The organism is Emcibacter nanhaiensis (assembly GCF_006385175.1).
GTDB classification, from domain to species: Bacteria; Pseudomonadota; Alphaproteobacteria; order Sphingomonadales; family Emcibacteraceae; genus Emcibacter; species Emcibacter nanhaiensis.
In genome coordinates this window covers 560,973-576,835 of record NZ_VFIY01000018.1, presented here as the reverse complement: position 1 = coordinate 576,835, position 15,863 = coordinate 560,973, and the positions used below count along the sequence as shown (strand labels likewise).

The following is a 15,863-nucleotide window of genomic DNA, read 5'->3' as shown; positions in this document are numbered from 1 at the left end:
TTTCCTCTATTGTGACCAGGCTTGTCCGCAGAGCAGGCGGCCTGTAGTATCCCCGACAGAACATGATGCTGACCGGAAAGTTGGTTTATTTTTATGGCAGAAACAAGACTCGAACTTAGATACATACTTTTAAATATCGTAATATTTATAATATGCCATTTTATGACAGGTGGCGTCCAGTCAGCACTTGCGCAAACCGATGAAGCCGCAAACCCGGAAGAGCTGGACGCCCAGCGTTACGGGGCTTGTCTTCGGCTTGTGGAGGACAAGCCGCAAGAGGCCTTGTCCTTTGCCAGGGAGTGGAATGTCGAGCGACAGGGCCTGTCGGCTGCCCGTCATTGCGAGGCCCTGGCCCTCCTGGCTCTTGACCGGTCCGCTGAGGCGGCGGAGCTGCTTGAACGGGAAGCGGATAATATCCTGACCGGTGACGGGCTCGGTGACTATGCCCAGGCCAACCGGCGCAAGCTGCGGACAGACTTGTACAGCCAGGCGGCCCTGGCCTGGCAGCGGGCGAATGAACTGGACAAGGCCTATTCGGCTCTCAGTTCCGCCCTGCTGGCGGCCGGTGAGGACGAGGCGCTGATCAGGGATATCTATCTGGAACGTGGCAGGATTCAGTCGCTCAGGCGTGAACATCAGGCCGCCATCCAGGACCTGACCCGGGCCATAGAGCTGGCGCCGGCAGAGATCGAGGGATATTTTTTGCGGGCCAAGGTTTTCCGCTACAAGAAGAACTACGCGGCTGCCCGCCTGGATATATCGGCGGCGCTGGATCTGGATCGCGATGATCCGGATGTGTTGCTGGAAAGCGGTATTCTCTATCGGGTGACGGGAGAAAAGCTCAAGGCCGGCCAGGAGTGGAAAAAAGTGCTCGAGCTCTATCCGGATAGTGAATATGCCGCAACGGCAAAGGAAAACCTGGACCTGATGGCGGCGGACTGACGGGCGATCGGCCCGCCTGCCTTATTTCAAACATAGTTGTGCTGGATCATATCATGGCATTCTAATTAAAGGACTGATTTACAGTTATTTTGGAGGATATCATGAAGAACATTGCCACATCTCTTATTTCATCTGCCGTTGCCGTTGGTTTTTCCCTGTCAGTTGCCGGTTATGCCATGGCTGACAGCTCCAAGAAGCCCGAGAACAAGGGCCAGGAAGTCAAAACCGAAATGATGCAGAAAAAAGAAGAAATGAAGGCCCAGCATCAGGAAATGATGACTGAAAAAGAAAAGGTCAAGGCCGAGAAAAAGGAAATGAAGACCGAACAGGAAAAGGTCAAGGCTGAAAAAGAAAAGATGAAAAAAGAGATGAAAAAAGAAGGTGATGACGAATAAGTCAGCTTCACTTGATCGAAGTTTCGAGGGAGCCGACCGAGGCTCCCTTTTTATTTTTGCCATTCCTCCCGGACAATCCCGTCCTCTTCCCGGTCCATATATTGCTGTCTCAAGGCAGCAAAGGTTTCTTCTTCTGCCAGGCGCCGCAAGGCCCAGACCGCGGCGGAGCGTATGACGGCATTCTGTTCGGCAAGTTTCCTTTCAATCTGCGGCAGACAGGCGCTGTTGCCACTGTTGCCGATGGCGATCAGCACGTTGCGGATAAAATAGTCGCGACCGATACGTTTGATCGGTGAGCCGGAGAAGATTTCCCTGAAATCCTGATCCTCCAGTTCCACCAGGTCAGCCAGGTCCGGGGCCTCCAGTTCGGGCCGTGGGAACAGCCGGTTTTCCCGGGCGCGCCGGGCAAATTTATTCCAGGGACAGACGGCCAGGCAGTCATCGCAGCCATAGATCCGATTACCCATGGCTTCCCGGAACTCCGCCGGGATATGGCCTTTGTATTCGATGGTCAGATAGGAAATACAGCGCCGCGCATCCAGCTGGTAGGGGGCGGGAAAAGCCCCGGTCGGGCAACTATCCAGGCAATTCCGACAGGATCCGCAGTGATCCTTTTCAGGATTGTCTGCTTTCAGATCCAGGGTCGTGAAAATGCTGCCGAGGAACAGCCAGGAGCCGTGGCTGCGGCTCACCAAATTGGTATGTTTGCCCTGCCAGCCCAGTCCGGCTTTTGCCGCCAGTGGCTTTTCCAGCACCGGCGCCGTGTCGACAAAGACCTTTACTTCCGCGTCATAGGTCCGATGGATCTGGCGGGCGACCTGTTTCAGTTTTTTTTTGATGATATCGTGATAATCGTGGCCCTTGGCGTAAACAGAGATATTTCCTGTTTCCCGCCTGTCCAGCCGTTCCAGGGGGTCATGAGCCGGCCCGTAATTCATGCCCAGCATGATGATCGAGCGTACATCAGGCCACAGCGTCAGGGGCGATTTCCGCCGGTCCGCCTTGTCCGCCATCCAGGCCATAACCCCATGACGGCCGGCTTTCAGGAACTGGTCGAAATGTCCGGCCGCCCGGGCCATGCCGTCGGGGGTGGTAATGGCGACGGTGTCGAATCCGGCGTCGCGGGCTAACCTGGAAATGTGGCTTTCCGGCTGCTCCATATTGTTTAGAAATCCAGGTCGCGGTAATGGGCTGCAGGCGTCAGTCCGGCGATTTTATCCTGCAGGATGGCCTGGAAACTGGGCCGTGACTTGATGCGGGCGTACCAGTCCTTGGCTTTTTCAAAATTCTGCCAGGGCACATCGCCCAGATAATCGATGCAGGACAGATGCGCCGCAGCCGAAATGTCGGCTAGGGTGAAATTATCCCCGGCCAGCCAGTTGCGCCGATCGGTCAGATATTCGATATATTTCAGGTGGTGCTTAATATTCTGTCCGGCATAACGGATGTTTGCGGCTTCCGGCGTGCCCCGTTTGAGAAAAGACTTCATGATCTTTTCGTTGATAATCAGCGACGTCACTTCCCGGTAAAATTTATCATCGAACCACTCCACCAGGCGCCTTGTTTCCGCCCGTCCCTCGATTGTGTCGCCGATCAGGTTGGGGGCCGGATATTGTTCCTCCAGGAATTCCATGATGGCGTAGGGGCCGCTGACGGCCTGCCGGGGCTCATCTTTGACAAGGACGGGGACGTTTCCGGCAGGGTTCAGGGCCAGGAACTCGGGCCGCCGCTGCCACGGAAGTTCCAGCTTCATCTCGAAGTCAACTTTCTTTTCCTGCAGGGCAATGCGGGTTTTGCGGGAAAAGGGACAGAACCAATAGTGATAGATCGTCAACATGGGGACAGTTTACTTAAATAGTCTGAAACTCCCAAATCATTTTAGGTGCTCTGGAAGCAGGTACAATTTGTGTCGGAAGGAGATTTATTACAGGCTTTCCAAACTGTCGTCCAGTGCGAGAAATCCGGTAAAAGAAAAAAAGGCACCCAGAAGGATGCCTTTTGAACCTGGCGCTGTTTCCCGTATCAGATCAGGGACGCATCGGCTGCGCTGGGCAGGTCCATTTCCAGAATGGCCATCTGAAAGGCGTAGGACACTTCACCTTCATCTTCATCCCTGTAGATAACGCCGATAAATTCACCATCATACTGGACTTCCACACTGTCCTCATCCTTGGTGGACGGCTTTTCCAAGGTGAATTTGGTGCTCTCGAACTTGTCGTTGAGATATTTGCGCAGGCGTAACATTTCTGTTCTTGTCATTTGTATTCCTCGGAAAGCGTTTGTTCAATTTTCCCCAGATAGGGTTTTACAGCATCAAGGTCGTCCTGTGAAATATTTTTCATGGACGTCATCATGGACAGGCTGGTTTGCAGATTGGCAATAATAGCCTGCTTCTGGGCATCGGAAATATGCGGGTTGCTCTGCACATCCTTGATGGCCTGGTCAATTTCTTCCCGGGACTGGCTGAATTCACTGCTGTCAATTGTTGCGGCCATATAAGCCTGCATGACGCGGTTGGCCGTCAGAGCCCATTCCTCGGGTGAGGAAAAGCCCGCCTTGGCGAGGATGTCCTGGAACTCGCCATAAGCCTTGTGTCCCTGGATCATCGCCACTGAGGACATAAAGGGGTTAAAACCACTTTCCCCGCCCGACTGCGGCGGGGCTGAACTCTCGAAGTCCAGGCTATATTTCGACCCGAGTTCCTGCAACGGTGCCCAGGTGCTGAGGAATTTTTCAATTTGGTTGCCGGAAAGGCTGCTTCCTGCCGTGGCGAGGAAGGGAAGGCCGGACAATAGGAAGAAGAGTGCTACTGCCGTACATAGCTTTTTGATCATGTCTGTCTCCTGGCTGGGATTTCGCCTATTCTGGCAACAATTCCGGCTCAGCACAATGATGATTTGGGCCGTCAGGGACAAGAATTGCCTCCCTCATCAGGCTGCGGATTATAGTTAACATATTCTTACGTAACCATAAAAGTCTAGCTTTAAACATTGAGTAACCAATTTGCGCTAGTTTGATTCACATAGGCGCTCCAGAGGGGGACGTAATAATAAGTTAAAGTTGTTCTGGGAGCGCATTTCAATAAGTATGCAGGAGATATTGAAAAATGGTTTTGAGTAGGTTGATGAAAATTATTGCTTTGATGCTGACACTGGGGTTGTTCAGCGCATTTGGAACAGTTGAAGCAAACGCAAACGATCTGAAGGACTGGCAGGTTAAACTGATTAAGCTGGTCGCCAAGAAACAGGTTTATCCCCGTGCTGCAATGGAAGACGAACTTGAAGGCAAGGCCAAAGTGAAAATTGCCTTTGACCGTTCAGGTGCAATCACAAGCCACGAGCTTGTTCAGTCCACCGGTCATGATATTCTTGATCAGGAAGTTGAGAACCTGGTAGGCCGCATCAACCCGCTGCCTGCACCGCCGGCAAGTCTCGGCGATGACAAGCTGGTAATTGTCCTGCCCTTGACCTGGGCGATCCAGTAACAGAGTTCTCTCTTGGATTTAGAAGGAAAGGCGGCTTTGGCCGCCTTTTTTGTTGCTGGTGCAAGGGGAAAAGCAGGGCGGCAAAAAGATTATGAAAGGTCTTTGCCAATTTCACGAAACTGTCTTATGCTGCTGCTGAAAAAAAATAATAATCATCAAATTATACAAGGATTATCGATGAACCAGCCTTTGATGCCTATGGCGACAGCTGTATGGCTAGTGGATAATACAGCTTTGTCGTTCCGACAGATCGCAGAGTTTTGCGGCCTCCACGAGCTGGAGGTTCAGGGGATTGCGGACGAACAGGTTGCCACGAATATCGTCGGACAGGATCCGGTTGCCAATGGTCAGCTGACTTGGGAGGAAATTGAGCGCTGCCAGGCTGACACTTCCGCACGTCTGCAGCTGACGGAAGACAAGGTGCCGGCCAAGACCCGTTCCAGTGGCGCACGCTATACGCCGGTTTCCAAGCGCCAGGACAAGCCGGATGCGATTGCCTGGCTTCTGCGTAATCATCCGGAATTGACTGACGCCCAGATCGGGCGGCTCGTGGGCACAACCAAGCCCACCATTGCGGCCATTCGCGATCGCACCCACTGGAACATCAGCAACATCAAGCCTGTGGACCCGGTGGTTCTCGGCCTGTGCAAACAGACGGAACTGGACGCGGCCGTGCGGAAAGCTGCGGTTAAATTGGCCAAGGATGCCCCGCAGGAAGAGCCGCCTGTGGATCAGGAGGATGTCCCGGAACCGGCAACCGGTGCGGAAGAGTATACCCCTGAGGACTGAGTGCGGTTTTTGGGGAAATCGAAAATGAAAAAGGCCCCTGAACCGGGGCCTTTGTTTTTTTGGGGATGCTATAAACTTCGATATCTCTCGATTTCATCCTTTAGCCTGAGTTTTTCCCTTTTAAGCTCATGGATCACAATATCGTCCGGGGCCGGGCGGTGTTCCTCGTCATCAATCCTTTTTTCCAAGAGGGCATGTTTTTCGGAAAGTGCATTAATGTGAGCTTCTGCACGCATCAGAGAATCTCCTTTTTGTTGGCAAGACTAAAATTAGAACATATTTTCACATTCTTGTCATCAAAACCCGTCAGTGTGATTTGTTATCGCTTCAGCAAACAATAGAACTTCTTGGATTTAGAAGAATTTTCACAGTGAGGCGGTGTTGTATATTTTTTTCTGAAATTGAGCAGAGATCCCTATCGTCATTCATTGTCCGGCGGGAATCGGTTCATGCATAACGGATCAGGCTGTTCACGTCATCTTCCGGGAAGGCCCGGTTCAAAAAAATCCCATAGGTTTCCAGATTGTGTCTCATTTTTTCCTCTACTGTCAGGTTTGAGCCGGGGCACTGATCAATCAGTGTCGGCGTCAATTCAAAGAGACGACTCTGGACAAGATTTTCCGCTTCCAGTTCCAGGTCGAGGATTTTTTTCCTGATTTCCTGCAGGGCGGGGTCCGTCGTCATTTTGTCAATTGCCTGACGGGCGCTGCGCAGGGAGGAGACGATAGTGGTGTCAATTCCGGATATGCAGCGATCACACAGGGCGCAGGCTGCCAGGTCAATCAACCGGCCGTGCCGACGGGCAATCCAGGTGAAAAACAGCAGCAGGTTGGCGTTGGCCTGGCAGTTGTTCTGGAGCGCGAGGCAGGCTTCGGCTGCTCGGGCGTTGCCATATACCTCGAGGCTGTATTCCCAGAAATCATTTTCCTTCATAGGCACACTTTATACAGGAAAATTTTGAAAAAATATGGTATATTTTCGACCTTTACCGGTATCATGCTGGGGTCATGTCAATCAATCAAGGTGTTCGGGTTAGTGGTCAATGGATGAAAATGACATTCGTGAAAAGATTCAGGAGCTGAAGATACAGCATAGGGATCTGGACGATGCAATTACGGCACTGATGGAGACAGGACGGGCGGATATGCTGCAGATCCAGCGGTTAAAAAAACAGAAGCTGCTTCTCAAGGATGAGGTGGCCAAGCTGGAAAACGAACTTCTTCCGGACATTATTGCCTGAGGGCGGCCGGCGCACTTAGCGCCTCTGTGCAGTCAGGCCTTTTCCTTTTTGAGATCCTGTTTGTGGGCATACATCTTCTTGTCTGCCTCATCCAGGGCCTGGTCCGGGCTTTCCCCGGATTTCAGGGAATAGACGCCAAAGGCCACATTCAGGGCAATTTCCTGACCGTCCCAGATCAACGGACTTTCATTGACCTTGTCGACGATGAACGAGGCTTTTTTAATGGCATCCTGTTCGCTGGCCTTGGGCAGGATAATGCCGAATTCATCACCGCCCAGGCGTCCGATGATATCGGAATCACGCAGGCATGTGACCATGGTTTCCGCCAGATAGACCAGGGCCGCATCTCCCGCGGCATGGCCATGGCTGTCGTTGATGACTTTCAGGTCATTCAGGTCCAGGTAAATCAGCGAACTGTTGATGCCGTAACGTTCCGAATAGGCGATCATCCGGGTCATTTCACGGACAAAGGCGCGGCGGTTGGAAATATTGATCAGGGAATCCTGGTCGGCCAGTCGTTCCAGTTCGGAAATTTTGCGGTGCGCAAGTTCAAGCTCCCGGCGCATGCTTTCCACTTCCGACATCAGTGTCATGATCGCCCGTTGAACGCGTTCTGTCATTTCTTCCGGAGGGATGCCCAGGACTGAACTTGTATCCGAGATGCTGCGAACGGAAGATGTCGCTTCGACCTTGCCGGATTTGACGGCCGGTTTCCGGCGAACGGGGCCGCTTTTACCAACAGAACCTGTCTTGCCAACCTTCATAAAATACGCAACCCTTTACAATCTGGCCTGATAAGTGTTGTCTACTGCAAAATAAAAATGTACGCGGTACACCCTTAGAATGCCAACATATTGTGCTTTAATTTGCTGTTTAACACAATAGATTGTTAATTTTGCCCTACAAAAACATTATGGCACCGTCGTTGAGAAAATGCAAACTTGCCTGTGCGCGCGGTATCGTTATAATCGCCACCTTTCCTTAACCGCCATCGATTTTTGAGGACGGAAACACAAGGTAACAAGAGATGAGTGACAAGAATCCAGTGGTGGGCGTTATCATGGGCAGTCAGTCAGACTGGGAGACCATGAAACATGCGGTTGAAGTGCTGCAGGAGCTCGGTGTGGCCTTCGAGACAAAAATCGTCTCTGCCCACAGAACCCCCAAGCGCCTTTATGACTATGCGGACACCGCCAGCGAGCGCGGTCTGAAGGTCATCATTGCCGGCGCCGGTGGCGCAGCGCACCTGCCGGGCATGGCAGCATCCATGACGACACTGCCGGTGTTTGGTGTGCCGGTCGAGAGCAAGGCGCTCAAGGGGATGGATAGTCTGCTGTCCATCGCCCAGATGCCGGGGGGCGTGCCGGTGGGGACCCTGGCGATCGGCAAGGCGGGGGCCAAGAATGCCGGACTTCTGGCCGCTTCCGTTATTGCCCTGATGGATGAGGCCGTGGCTTCCAGCCTGGCGGCCTGGCGGGCGCGTCAGACCGAAGCGGTTGCTCTTGAACCTAAAGACAGTTAACAGGTTGTTTTTGCTGGAGACATCATTATGACAGCTCTTTCTCCCGGCGCGACAATCGGCATTCTTGGTGGCGGACAGCTTGGCCGTATGCTGGCCATGGCCGCGGCCCAGCTCGGCTTCCGCTCACATATCTATTGTCCTGATGCAAAATTTCCCGCCGACCAGGTGACCGATCTGGTGACCCGGGCGTCCTACGACGATGAAGACAGCCTGGACTGGTTTGCCGGTGAAGTGGATGTCGTGACTTATGAATTCGAAAATATTCCGGTAGAGACGGTCGGCCGGCTGGCACAGAAGGTCGACGTTTTCCCCGACGCCCGGGTGCTGGAAGTCTCCCAGGACCGCCTGCAGGAAAAAGCCTTCATCAATGCCCTCGGCATCGCCACGGCGCCCTATGCCGGCGTCGGCACCGCCAACGAGGCGCTGGAGGCGCTGAAAAACATCGGTTATCCGGCGGTGCTTAAAACCCGGCGGTTTGGCTATGACGGCAAAGGCCAGGCCATCGTCCGCTCCGAGGATGAGGTCCCTGCGGCGTTCGACAGCCTTGGCAGCGACAAGATCATCGTCGAAGGCTTTGTCGATTTTGACATGGAGATTTCCGTTATCGTCGCCCGTGGCCGGAGCGGGGAAGTGAAGGCTTTCCAGCCGGCAGAAAATATCCATACCAACCATATTCTGGATGTGTCTATCTGCCCGGCGCGTATCGGTCAGGACCTGCGGGAAGAAGCAGTGGAACTGGCGGAAAAGATCGTCACCGAACTGAATTATGTCGGGGTTCTGGCGGTGGAACTGTTTGTGTCAGCCGACGAACCGCGTCTTCGGGTCAACGAGATCGCCCCCCGGGTCCATAACTCCGGCCACTGGAGCATCGAGGCCTGTCCCACCAGCCAGTTCGAGCAGCATATCCGCGCCATTTGCGGCCTGCCGCTGGGTGATACACGGCTGTACGGCCAGGCGGTGATGAAGAACCTGATCGGCGATGAAATCCTCGACCTGGAGCACCTGCTGGCGGACCCGGAGGCCAATGTGCACCATTACGGCAAGCTGGAGGCCCGCCCGGGCCGCAAGATGGGCCACGTCACGCGGCTCTATCCCCTTGATAAAAAGCTGGATATCTGAATAAAAAAGCCCCGCCAGAAGGCGGGGCTGATAACTTACAGTCTGTCCCGACTGTGATCAGGCTTTTTTGCGGAGCCGTGTGCCCACCACGACACTGGCCAGGCCGATCAGCATCAGGGACGCAATCTCCGGTGTGGAAACCTGCGGCGTGTCGCCATTCCAGAAAGTCAGGTGAGAGATGGCTTTGCCGTTACCATTGTTGGTGATCAGACCGTCAGTAAACAGGCTGCCGCTGGTCAGGCCGCCGACGAAGAAGATGGCATAACCGGTTGAGGATTTCACGGTAGCGAATTCCGGACCTGTGCCGGCAGCGCCGGTGTACTCCCAATTAATGGTGGAATATTCCGGTCCACCCTGGACACTGGTGATTGTGAAGTCACCAAATGTGCCGAGGCCAAATTCACCGTCTTCCGGAATTTTGCTCATTTCGGTAACGTCGATGATTTCACCATAGACGTAGGATAGGGCCTCTTCTACGGTAGCTTCCTTGTCGTTACCGGATGGCGCAGAGTTGAATTCCGGCACTTCTACAGTACAGGGGAGGCCGGCTTCGCCGACGCCTGAAACCAGGCTGCTGCAGAGGTTGGTAAAATCAGTCGCAGACGCGGGGGCAGAATAAAGTAGAGCTGCGCCAGTCATAGCTGCGAGAGAAAGTACAATCTTTTTAATATACTGGGTCATGTTGACACCTACTTCTTGCAAAACTGAAAAATTGTTACGCCCAACTAATGTGCAAATGCCGTGCCAGAATCATAATATCCATATATTATAAGTACTTGTTAAATTAACCATGGCCAAAATCTTTGCTTTTTTGTAAAGAATCCCGACTCTTTGTCAGGAATCTTTACAGGGTGCAAAACTGGCGGGTTAGCGGATTAAGTATTTGAAATCACGGGAAAATACTACCTATAAGTGTATCCTTAAGTATTGAGCCGCGACTGCCGTCACGTCTACTGCCCGTAGCGCATTTTGCCAAGCCCGCGCCAGAGATCTGGCAGCCGATCGGTCCAGGTCCTGATCTCGGCCTTGCCTTTCTCGATCTTCATGACATCCTCAATGCGCCGGTCGATAAAGGCCTTGGTGTCGGTCTGGCTTTCGCTCTCGTCGCCGAGCCAGTAGAGGAAGCAGCTGCTGTAGACCCCGGCCAGGGTCAGGCGCTTGGTGTAGTAATTGAAATCCCGAGAGGTATCGCCCGCCAGTTTCCACATCAGGTCCACGGTCCGGTTCAACAGTGTCACGGCCAAGGGCTGGTTTTGCGGCAGCATCAGCCAGGTCAGCGCCCGGCGGGCGGCTTCCCGATGCGGCAGCTCCACCTCAAGTCGGAGCCGGATCAGGGTGGTGATTTTCTCCCGGACCTTCATGTTGTCCAGTCCCAGAAGCTTGGCCGCGGATGACATTTCCGCATCACAATGGGCCGCGAGGGCATCGATCATGTCGGACGGTGCTTCGGGAAAGGCAAGGCGGGCAAGGCCGTAGTCGATATCCAGGTCCGCGGCGGCCTGCCGGAGCGTGGCCGCGGTCCAGCCATCAAACGGCACATGCACCAACGCCGCTTCAAGCAGTGGGGCGCGAAGCTCGTCCGGAATATCGGTCTTGATTTTTTTCTTCCGTGTCATGGCGGCAGTATAGCTCCCTCAAAAGCCGCCGGTAAAGCAATAACCGGGCCCATATTCACATAATGATAACAGTTGGCTGATAAAAAGCTTCACAGGAGGGCTTTCTTTTGCTAGAAGGACCACCGTGGGAAGGGCCCGGATATTCGGGAACCTCCCGTTTTGATGTAAAAACACTTGATATAGAAAGGAGTGTGACGCTTAACCATGCAGGTTATCGTCCGCGACAACAACGTTGATCAGGCTCTTCGTGCGCTGAAAAAGAAATTGCAGCGCGAGGGTGTATATCGCGAAATGAAGATGCGCCGTTTCTACGAGAAGCCTTCTGAAAAGAAAGCTCGCGAAACTGCTGCTGCTGTTCGCCGCGCCCGCAAGCTGGATCGTAAACGTATGGAACGCGACGGCGCTTTGTAAGAGCCGTTCCGTTATAAAAAATCAAAAGGCCGCCCTATCTACTTGATAGGCGGCTTTTTTATTATATATAGTGGTCTTAGCACAAGGGGACAGAATGACTGAGATCGTTGAAATCCGCCAGCTTTCCTTCGGCGACTGGGCAGAATTATACCGTGGATATGCGGACTCCTATGGTGTCCCGATCACGGACGAGCAACTGCACAAGGTCTGGGAATGGCTCGGGGGGCATGAAACAGAACTTCGCGGTCTTGCCGCCGTACAGGACGGTAAACCGGTCGGCATCGTACATTATCGCCGTTTTCTGCGGCCGCTTGCCGGTGAAGTCGGCATGTTTCTGGACGATATTTATGTGGCAAAGGAAGCACGTCGGCATGGTGTCGGCGAAGCTTTGATCGATGCTATCAAGAATATTGCTGAAACCCAGAATTGCACGATGATTCGCTGGATCACCCATGAAGATCGTCCGGATGCCATGGCGTTCTACAAGAAATTCGGTAAGGAGACCCGCTGGGTCACCTTCGATCTGAAGCTGGACGAGAGAGAAGAGGGGTATGAGCGCAAGTAGCGGCTATCGACTTCTCGGCAAAACGCCGGAAGGTCTGGATATCCCGGACTTCGTCGGGAGCAAGCAATGGGGGGGAGCGGACCTGCAGACCATGCGCAATACCATATTGGGACCGCCGCTGACGCTGAGAAAGGCCGGTGAGCGCCTCCTGTTCGATATTGACGGAGGGCAGAAACTCGCAGGTGCCCTTCATACGGAAGACGAGACGGGGGCTCCGCTCGAAAAAAAACTGGTCATTATGATTCATGGTATCGCCGGCAGTGAGGAAGCCTCACCTATGGTATCTGCCGCCGCCTATCTGATTTCACAGGGGTTTCCGGTTCTGCGTCTTAATCTTCGTGGTTGTGGAGAGTCGGCGAAAACCAGCCACGGCCCCTATCATGCCGGCCTGACCGAGGATCTGGTTGCCGTCCTTGCGCAGTTGCCGGAAAAATACCGCGACCAGGGCGTATTCGCCTATGCGGCGTCGCTCGGCGGCAATATGCTTCTGAAATATCTTGGCGAAACAGGGGAAGACTCCTGTGTCACAGCCGCCGTTGCGGTGTCGGCGCCGCTGGATCTTGCCGCCTGTGAACAGAAGCTGATGGAGAAGAGGAACAGTCTTTATCATGGCTATATCCTGCACGGTTTGAAAAACCAGGCCAATCTCAACCTGGCGCGCGAGGGCTATCCGGAGGCCGTTACCAACGCGGCGCTGACGGCTGAAACCATCTACGAATTCGACGATAAATATGTATCCGTCATTCATAGCCTGGGCGGGGCGGACAATTATTATGCCAGCCAGTCCTGCGGGCAATTTCTGGACGCCATCTGCAGGCCCACCCTGCTGATCGAGGCCGAAAATGACCCCTGGGTCCCGGTGCAAAGCTATGAAGAGCGCGACTGGCCGGAGGACAGGGATATTACCGCCTTGATCACGTCTGACGGCGGACATTTGGGGTTCCATACCCAGGATAACAAGATCCCCTGGCATGAGCGGATCGCCGCCCTGTTTTTCGAGTCACATCTGTCGTGACCTGCAGTTGGGGGAGGCCAGGTGGCGAAGCATCGCCAGTAGCAAAGTCATTGCTTGTTTTTCTTCTTTTGATGATGGGGGCTGGCGGGCACTGGCTGCCGGCACAGGCGTCTGAAGCCGAACCGGCCATGCAGCAATTCAATCTGAAAGCCGGCGAAATCCTCCCTTTCGTCGAAAGACTGATTGCAGATGGGCGACTTGGTGAAGCCCGTCAGGTCCTGGAGCAGGTCAGGGGGAGAACGCCTGATCCCGTGCAGGAGCAGTTTCTGCTGGGGCAGATTGCGGGACTGGAGAAGCGTAACCACGACGCCATCGAAATTTACCGGGATATCCTGGCGCGTCATCCGAAACTGACCCGGGTTCGTCTGGAACTTGCCCGCGCCCTGTTTTTAGCCGGTGATGACGGGGCGGCCCGGCATCATTTCGAACTGGTTCTGGGGGAAGATCTGCCGCCGGCGGTAGAGCAGAATATCAACCGCTTCCTCTATGAAATACGAAAGCGCAAACGCTGGCAGATCCGGGCCTACTTTGCCCTTGCGCCGGATACAAATATCACGGCCGCCACCGACCAGGACAAGGTGTATATCTATGGTCTGCCGTTTGAACTGTCAGAAGATGCGCAGGAAACCTCGGGCCTTGGCGTGATCGGCGCGGTCGGTGCTGACTACTTCTGGCCGCTGGCGGACAATATCAAACTCAAGAGCGGCGTTGATATATACCACACCCAGTATAGCAAGTCCCGGTTCAATGATACCTTCCTGTCCGGCAGCATCGGTCCCCGCTTTGTGTTCAAAAATACTGCACTGACCCCGCAATTTACCGGCTATTATCGCTGGTATGGCGGCGAGGACTATAACCATGCTTACGGGGGGCAGCTTCTGGCGGAACATGTCCTGTCGCCACGCTGGCGGCTGGACGGAACGCTCAGCTGGCAGCAACTGGAGTATGATCGTGATATCCGGCGCAATGGCCATCTGGCCAGTTTTACGACCCGGGTCAGCTACAGCCTGACGTCGTCCAGTATTCTACAATTTCTTGTGGGCGGCACCTGGGAGGAAACCCGGGTCGAAGACCTGGACAACCTGTCGCTCAGGCTGGGGGGCGGGTTTTATCAGGATTTCGGCCGGGGAGTGACGCTTTATGTGAAACCGGAACTGCTGCTGCGCTATTATGATGCGGTGGAAAGCGGTTTTGCCGTTGAAACGGGCGGGGAAGACAGGAAAGATACCCGTTACAGCGTCTCGGTGGACCTGACAAAAAGGGATTGGTCGGTGTGGGGGGTCGCTCCGGTCTTCGGCTACAGCTATACCAGGAACGATTCCAATGTCAGCTTTTACAGCTATGACCGCCACCGGTTCCAGATCGGATTGACCAGAACTTTCTGAAGGGCCTACTGAGGTTCTACGTTGTAATCGTCAAATTCCCAGTCGCCGGCTTTTTCCATTTCCTCCATGAAAAGATGCTCGGCGGAGACAACAGCTTCATCCTCGGAATCTGCATTGACTTCGGCGACCCAGTAGAAGGTGCCGCGCTTCAGACTTGCTTTAAGGGTGACATTATATCGCGCCATGAAAATGTCCTTTTGAACCTGTTGAGTAGCTGATGTTATGCTGTACCTGTCCGACCGTGACTTTTCAAGTTGAAAAGTCCGGTCATTGCGTGAAGGACGGGGAGAAGCACCATACAGGAGTTATCAAATCTCACTGAGCGGATTTTCGGCAGTCGGGTCACCGCCACGTCTGGTCTGTCGGGCGGGTGTCTGGCCGACCTCAGGCTGGTGCGGCTGGAAAATGGCAGGGAAGTCGTCCTGAAGCAGGGAGACAATCTCCTGTGTGAGGCCTTTATGCTGGACTATCTGCGCCGGCATACGTCCCTACCAATACCTGAAGTTTTTCATTCCGCGGAAGACTGTATCCTCATGGAATATATGCCCGGCCGGGCCAGCGCGCTGGACGGGGCGGCGGAACAGCACCTGGCGAGCCTGGTGGCGGAGCTGCACGAAATCACAGCACCACAGTTCGGTTTTGAACGGGAGACAGTGATCGGGCCGCTGAATCAGCCCAATGACCAGACCGCAGACTGGTGTGTCTTTTTCCGTGACCGGCGGCTGGTCCATATGGCCGACCAGGGGCGAGAGGCGGGTAAATTGCCGGAGGAGGTTTATGGCCGGCTTCTCCGCCTCGCGGACCGGCTGGAGCAGTATCTCGGGCACCAGCCGCAAGTGTCGCTGCTGCACGGGGACCTGTGGGGCGGCAATATCCTGTCCGAACGGGGCAGGGTGACGGGATTGGTCGATCCGGCCATCTATTACGGGGATGCCGAGGTCGAGCTGGCATTCATGACCCTGTTCGGCACGGTGGGGCGGCGCTTTTTTGGTCGCTACAGCGAACAAAGGCCGCTGGATCCGGATTTTTTCAGGACCCGCAAGGATATCTATCTGCTCTATCCCTTATTGGTTCATGTGCGCCTGTTTGGCGGCAGTTACGTCGGCCAGTTGGATGCGATCCTCGGCAGGTATCTGTAAATAAAGAAAAAATGGCGCTTCCCGTAAGGGAGCGCCATAGTTGCAAGGAGGGTTTCGATCACGTGTTGCCTAAAATCGCGTAAAAAGGCAACCCAACATGACGCAAGCGCGCCATGCAGACCGGTGGACGAAGGGGGCTTGAAAACCTTCATCCAAAAATAAGTCTACGACAATAGGTGAAAATAGGCAAATATAATATATTTATAAGTATTTTATCAAAATTTTATTAAAATATTATCCT

General features: G+C 54.0%; 22 protein-coding genes. 12 read left to right on the top strand and 10 right to left on the bottom strand.

Features of this window, described 5'->3' with window-relative positions; genetic code table 11:
• Positions 1-162 precede the first annotated feature (162 nt).
• Both FIV46_RS16890 and FIV46_RS16885 read left to right on the top strand, forming a co-directional pair.
• Positions 163-942: a tetratricopeptide repeat protein gene (locus FIV46_RS16890; protein WP_139942095.1), complete on the top strand. Its 780-nt coding sequence runs from the start codon at positions 163-165 to the stop codon at positions 940-942.
• Positions 943-1,043: 101 nt separating this feature from the next.
• Positions 1,044-1,337, top strand: a complete 294-nt coding sequence (locus FIV46_RS16885; protein WP_139942094.1) for a hypothetical protein — start codon at positions 1,044-1,046, stop codon at positions 1,335-1,337.
• A gap of 50 nt (positions 1,338-1,387) precedes the next feature.
• On the opposite strand, the gene queG is transcribed toward FIV46_RS16885, so the two are convergent.
• The 4 genes from queG to FIV46_RS16865 all read right to left on the bottom strand — a co-directional run bounded on the left by queG (position 1,388) and on the right by FIV46_RS16865 (position 4,171).
• Positions 1,388-2,497, bottom strand: a complete 1,110-nt coding sequence (gene queG / locus FIV46_RS16880; protein ID WP_139942093.1) for a tRNA epoxyqueuosine(34) reductase QueG — start codon at positions 2,495-2,497, stop codon at positions 1,388-1,390.
• A 5-nt stretch (positions 2,498-2,502) separates the two neighbouring features.
• A complete protein-coding gene (locus tag FIV46_RS16875; RefSeq protein ID WP_139942092.1) occupies positions 2,503-3,174 on the bottom strand; it encodes a glutathione S-transferase family protein in 672 nt (223 codons plus the stop codon).
• Between the two features lie 185 nt (positions 3,175-3,359).
• On the bottom strand, positions 3,360-3,596 hold the full coding sequence (locus tag FIV46_RS16870; RefSeq protein ID WP_139942091.1) for a DUF3126 family protein: 237 nt from the start codon (positions 3,594-3,596) through the stop codon (positions 3,360-3,362).
• On the bottom strand, positions 3,593-4,171 hold the full coding sequence (locus tag FIV46_RS16865; protein WP_139942090.1) for a hypothetical protein: 579 nt from the start codon (positions 4,169-4,171) through the stop codon (positions 3,593-3,595). Before FIV46_RS16865 ends, FIV46_RS16870 begins: the two co-directional genes overlap by 4 nt.
• Positions 4,172-4,443: 272 nt before the next feature.
• Between FIV46_RS16865 and FIV46_RS16860 the strand changes: the two genes are divergently transcribed.
• Both FIV46_RS16860 and FIV46_RS16855 read left to right on the top strand, forming a co-directional pair.
• Positions 4,444-4,821, top strand: a complete 378-nt coding sequence (locus FIV46_RS16860; RefSeq protein WP_139942089.1) for an energy transducer TonB — start codon at positions 4,444-4,446, stop codon at positions 4,819-4,821.
• 177 nt (positions 4,822-4,998) lie between these two features.
• Positions 4,999-5,610, top strand: coding sequence for a DUF1013 domain-containing protein (locus FIV46_RS16855; protein WP_139942088.1), 612 nt, complete (start codon positions 4,999-5,001; stop codon positions 5,608-5,610).
• A 68-nt stretch (positions 5,611-5,678) separates the two neighbouring features.
• Here the strand turns inward: FIV46_RS16855 and FIV46_RS16850 are convergent, their stop codons facing one another.
• Both FIV46_RS16850 and FIV46_RS16845 read right to left on the bottom strand, forming a co-directional pair.
• Positions 5,679-5,846: a YdcH family protein gene (locus tag FIV46_RS16850; protein ID WP_139942087.1), complete on the bottom strand. Its 168-nt coding sequence runs from the start codon at positions 5,844-5,846 to the stop codon at positions 5,679-5,681.
• Positions 5,847-6,057: 211 nt separating this feature from the next.
• A complete protein-coding gene (locus FIV46_RS16845; RefSeq protein WP_139942086.1) occupies positions 6,058-6,543 on the bottom strand; it encodes a TIGR02444 family protein in 486 nt (161 codons plus the stop codon).
• A 109-nt stretch (positions 6,544-6,652) separates the two neighbouring features.
• On the opposite strand from FIV46_RS16845, the gene FIV46_RS16840 reads away from it, so the two are divergent.
• Positions 6,653-6,850, top strand: coding sequence for a YdcH family protein (locus FIV46_RS16840; protein ID WP_139942085.1), 198 nt, complete (start codon positions 6,653-6,655; stop codon positions 6,848-6,850).
• Between the two features lie 32 nt (positions 6,851-6,882).
• Here FIV46_RS16840 and FIV46_RS16835 read toward each other — a convergent pair whose 3' ends face one another.
• Positions 6,883-7,614: a GGDEF domain-containing protein gene (locus FIV46_RS16835; RefSeq protein WP_139942084.1), complete on the bottom strand. Its 732-nt coding sequence runs from the start codon at positions 7,612-7,614 to the stop codon at positions 6,883-6,885.
• Positions 7,615-7,877: 263 nt separating this feature from the next.
• Here FIV46_RS16835 and purE point away from each other — a divergent pair, with 263 nt between their 5' ends.
• Positions 7,878-8,372: a 5-(carboxyamino)imidazole ribonucleotide mutase gene (gene purE, locus FIV46_RS16830; protein WP_139942083.1), complete on the top strand. Its 495-nt coding sequence runs from the start codon at positions 7,878-7,880 to the stop codon at positions 8,370-8,372.
• Positions 8,373-8,399: 27 nt separating this feature from the next.
• The gene (locus tag FIV46_RS16825; RefSeq protein ID WP_139942082.1) at positions 8,400-9,491 is read left to right on the top strand and encodes a 5-(carboxyamino)imidazole ribonucleotide synthase; all 1,092 of its coding nucleotides are present in this window, start codon (positions 8,400-8,402) and stop codon (positions 9,489-9,491) included.
• 57 nt (positions 9,492-9,548) lie between these two features.
• Here FIV46_RS16825 and FIV46_RS16820 read toward each other — a convergent pair whose 3' ends face one another.
• Positions 9,549-10,172, bottom strand: coding sequence for a hypothetical protein (locus tag FIV46_RS16820; RefSeq protein ID WP_139942081.1), 624 nt, complete (start codon positions 10,170-10,172; stop codon positions 9,549-9,551).
• Between the two features lie 269 nt (positions 10,173-10,441).
• Positions 10,442-11,107: a COQ9 family protein gene (locus FIV46_RS16815; protein WP_139942080.1), complete on the bottom strand. Its 666-nt coding sequence runs from the start codon at positions 11,105-11,107 to the stop codon at positions 10,442-10,444.
• 204 nt (positions 11,108-11,311) lie between these two features.
• Between FIV46_RS16815 and rpsU the strand changes: the two genes are divergently transcribed.
• From rpsU to FIV46_RS16795, 4 genes are all read left to right on the top strand, one after another.
• A complete protein-coding gene (gene rpsU / locus FIV46_RS16810) occupies positions 11,312-11,518 on the top strand; it encodes a 30S ribosomal protein S21 (RefSeq protein WP_139942079.1) in 207 nt (68 codons plus the stop codon).
• A 94-nt stretch (positions 11,519-11,612) separates the two neighbouring features.
• Positions 11,613-12,083, top strand: a complete 471-nt coding sequence (locus tag FIV46_RS16805) for a GNAT family N-acetyltransferase (RefSeq protein WP_139942078.1) — start codon at positions 11,613-11,615, stop codon at positions 12,081-12,083.
• Positions 12,070-13,098, top strand: coding sequence for a YheT family hydrolase (locus FIV46_RS16800; protein ID WP_139942077.1), 1,029 nt, complete (start codon positions 12,070-12,072; stop codon positions 13,096-13,098). The genes FIV46_RS16805 and FIV46_RS16800 overlap by 14 nt, the downstream gene beginning before the upstream one ends.
• Positions 13,099-13,148: 50 nt before the next feature.
• Complete coding sequence (locus FIV46_RS16795) at positions 13,149-14,483, top strand: surface lipoprotein assembly modifier (protein ID WP_139942076.1); 1,335 nt, start codon at positions 13,149-13,151, stop codon at positions 14,481-14,483.
• Positions 14,484-14,488: 5 nt separating this feature from the next.
• Here FIV46_RS16795 and FIV46_RS16790 read toward each other — a convergent pair whose 3' ends face one another.
• Positions 14,489-14,668, bottom strand: coding sequence for a hypothetical protein (locus FIV46_RS16790; protein WP_139942075.1), 180 nt, complete (start codon positions 14,666-14,668; stop codon positions 14,489-14,491).
• Positions 14,669-14,779: 111 nt separating this feature from the next.
• On the opposite strand from FIV46_RS16790, the gene FIV46_RS16785 reads away from it, so the two are divergent.
• Complete coding sequence (locus FIV46_RS16785) at positions 14,780-15,622, top strand: fructosamine kinase family protein (RefSeq protein ID WP_139942074.1); 843 nt, start codon at positions 14,780-14,782, stop codon at positions 15,620-15,622.
• Positions 15,623-15,863: the final 241 nt, after the last annotated feature.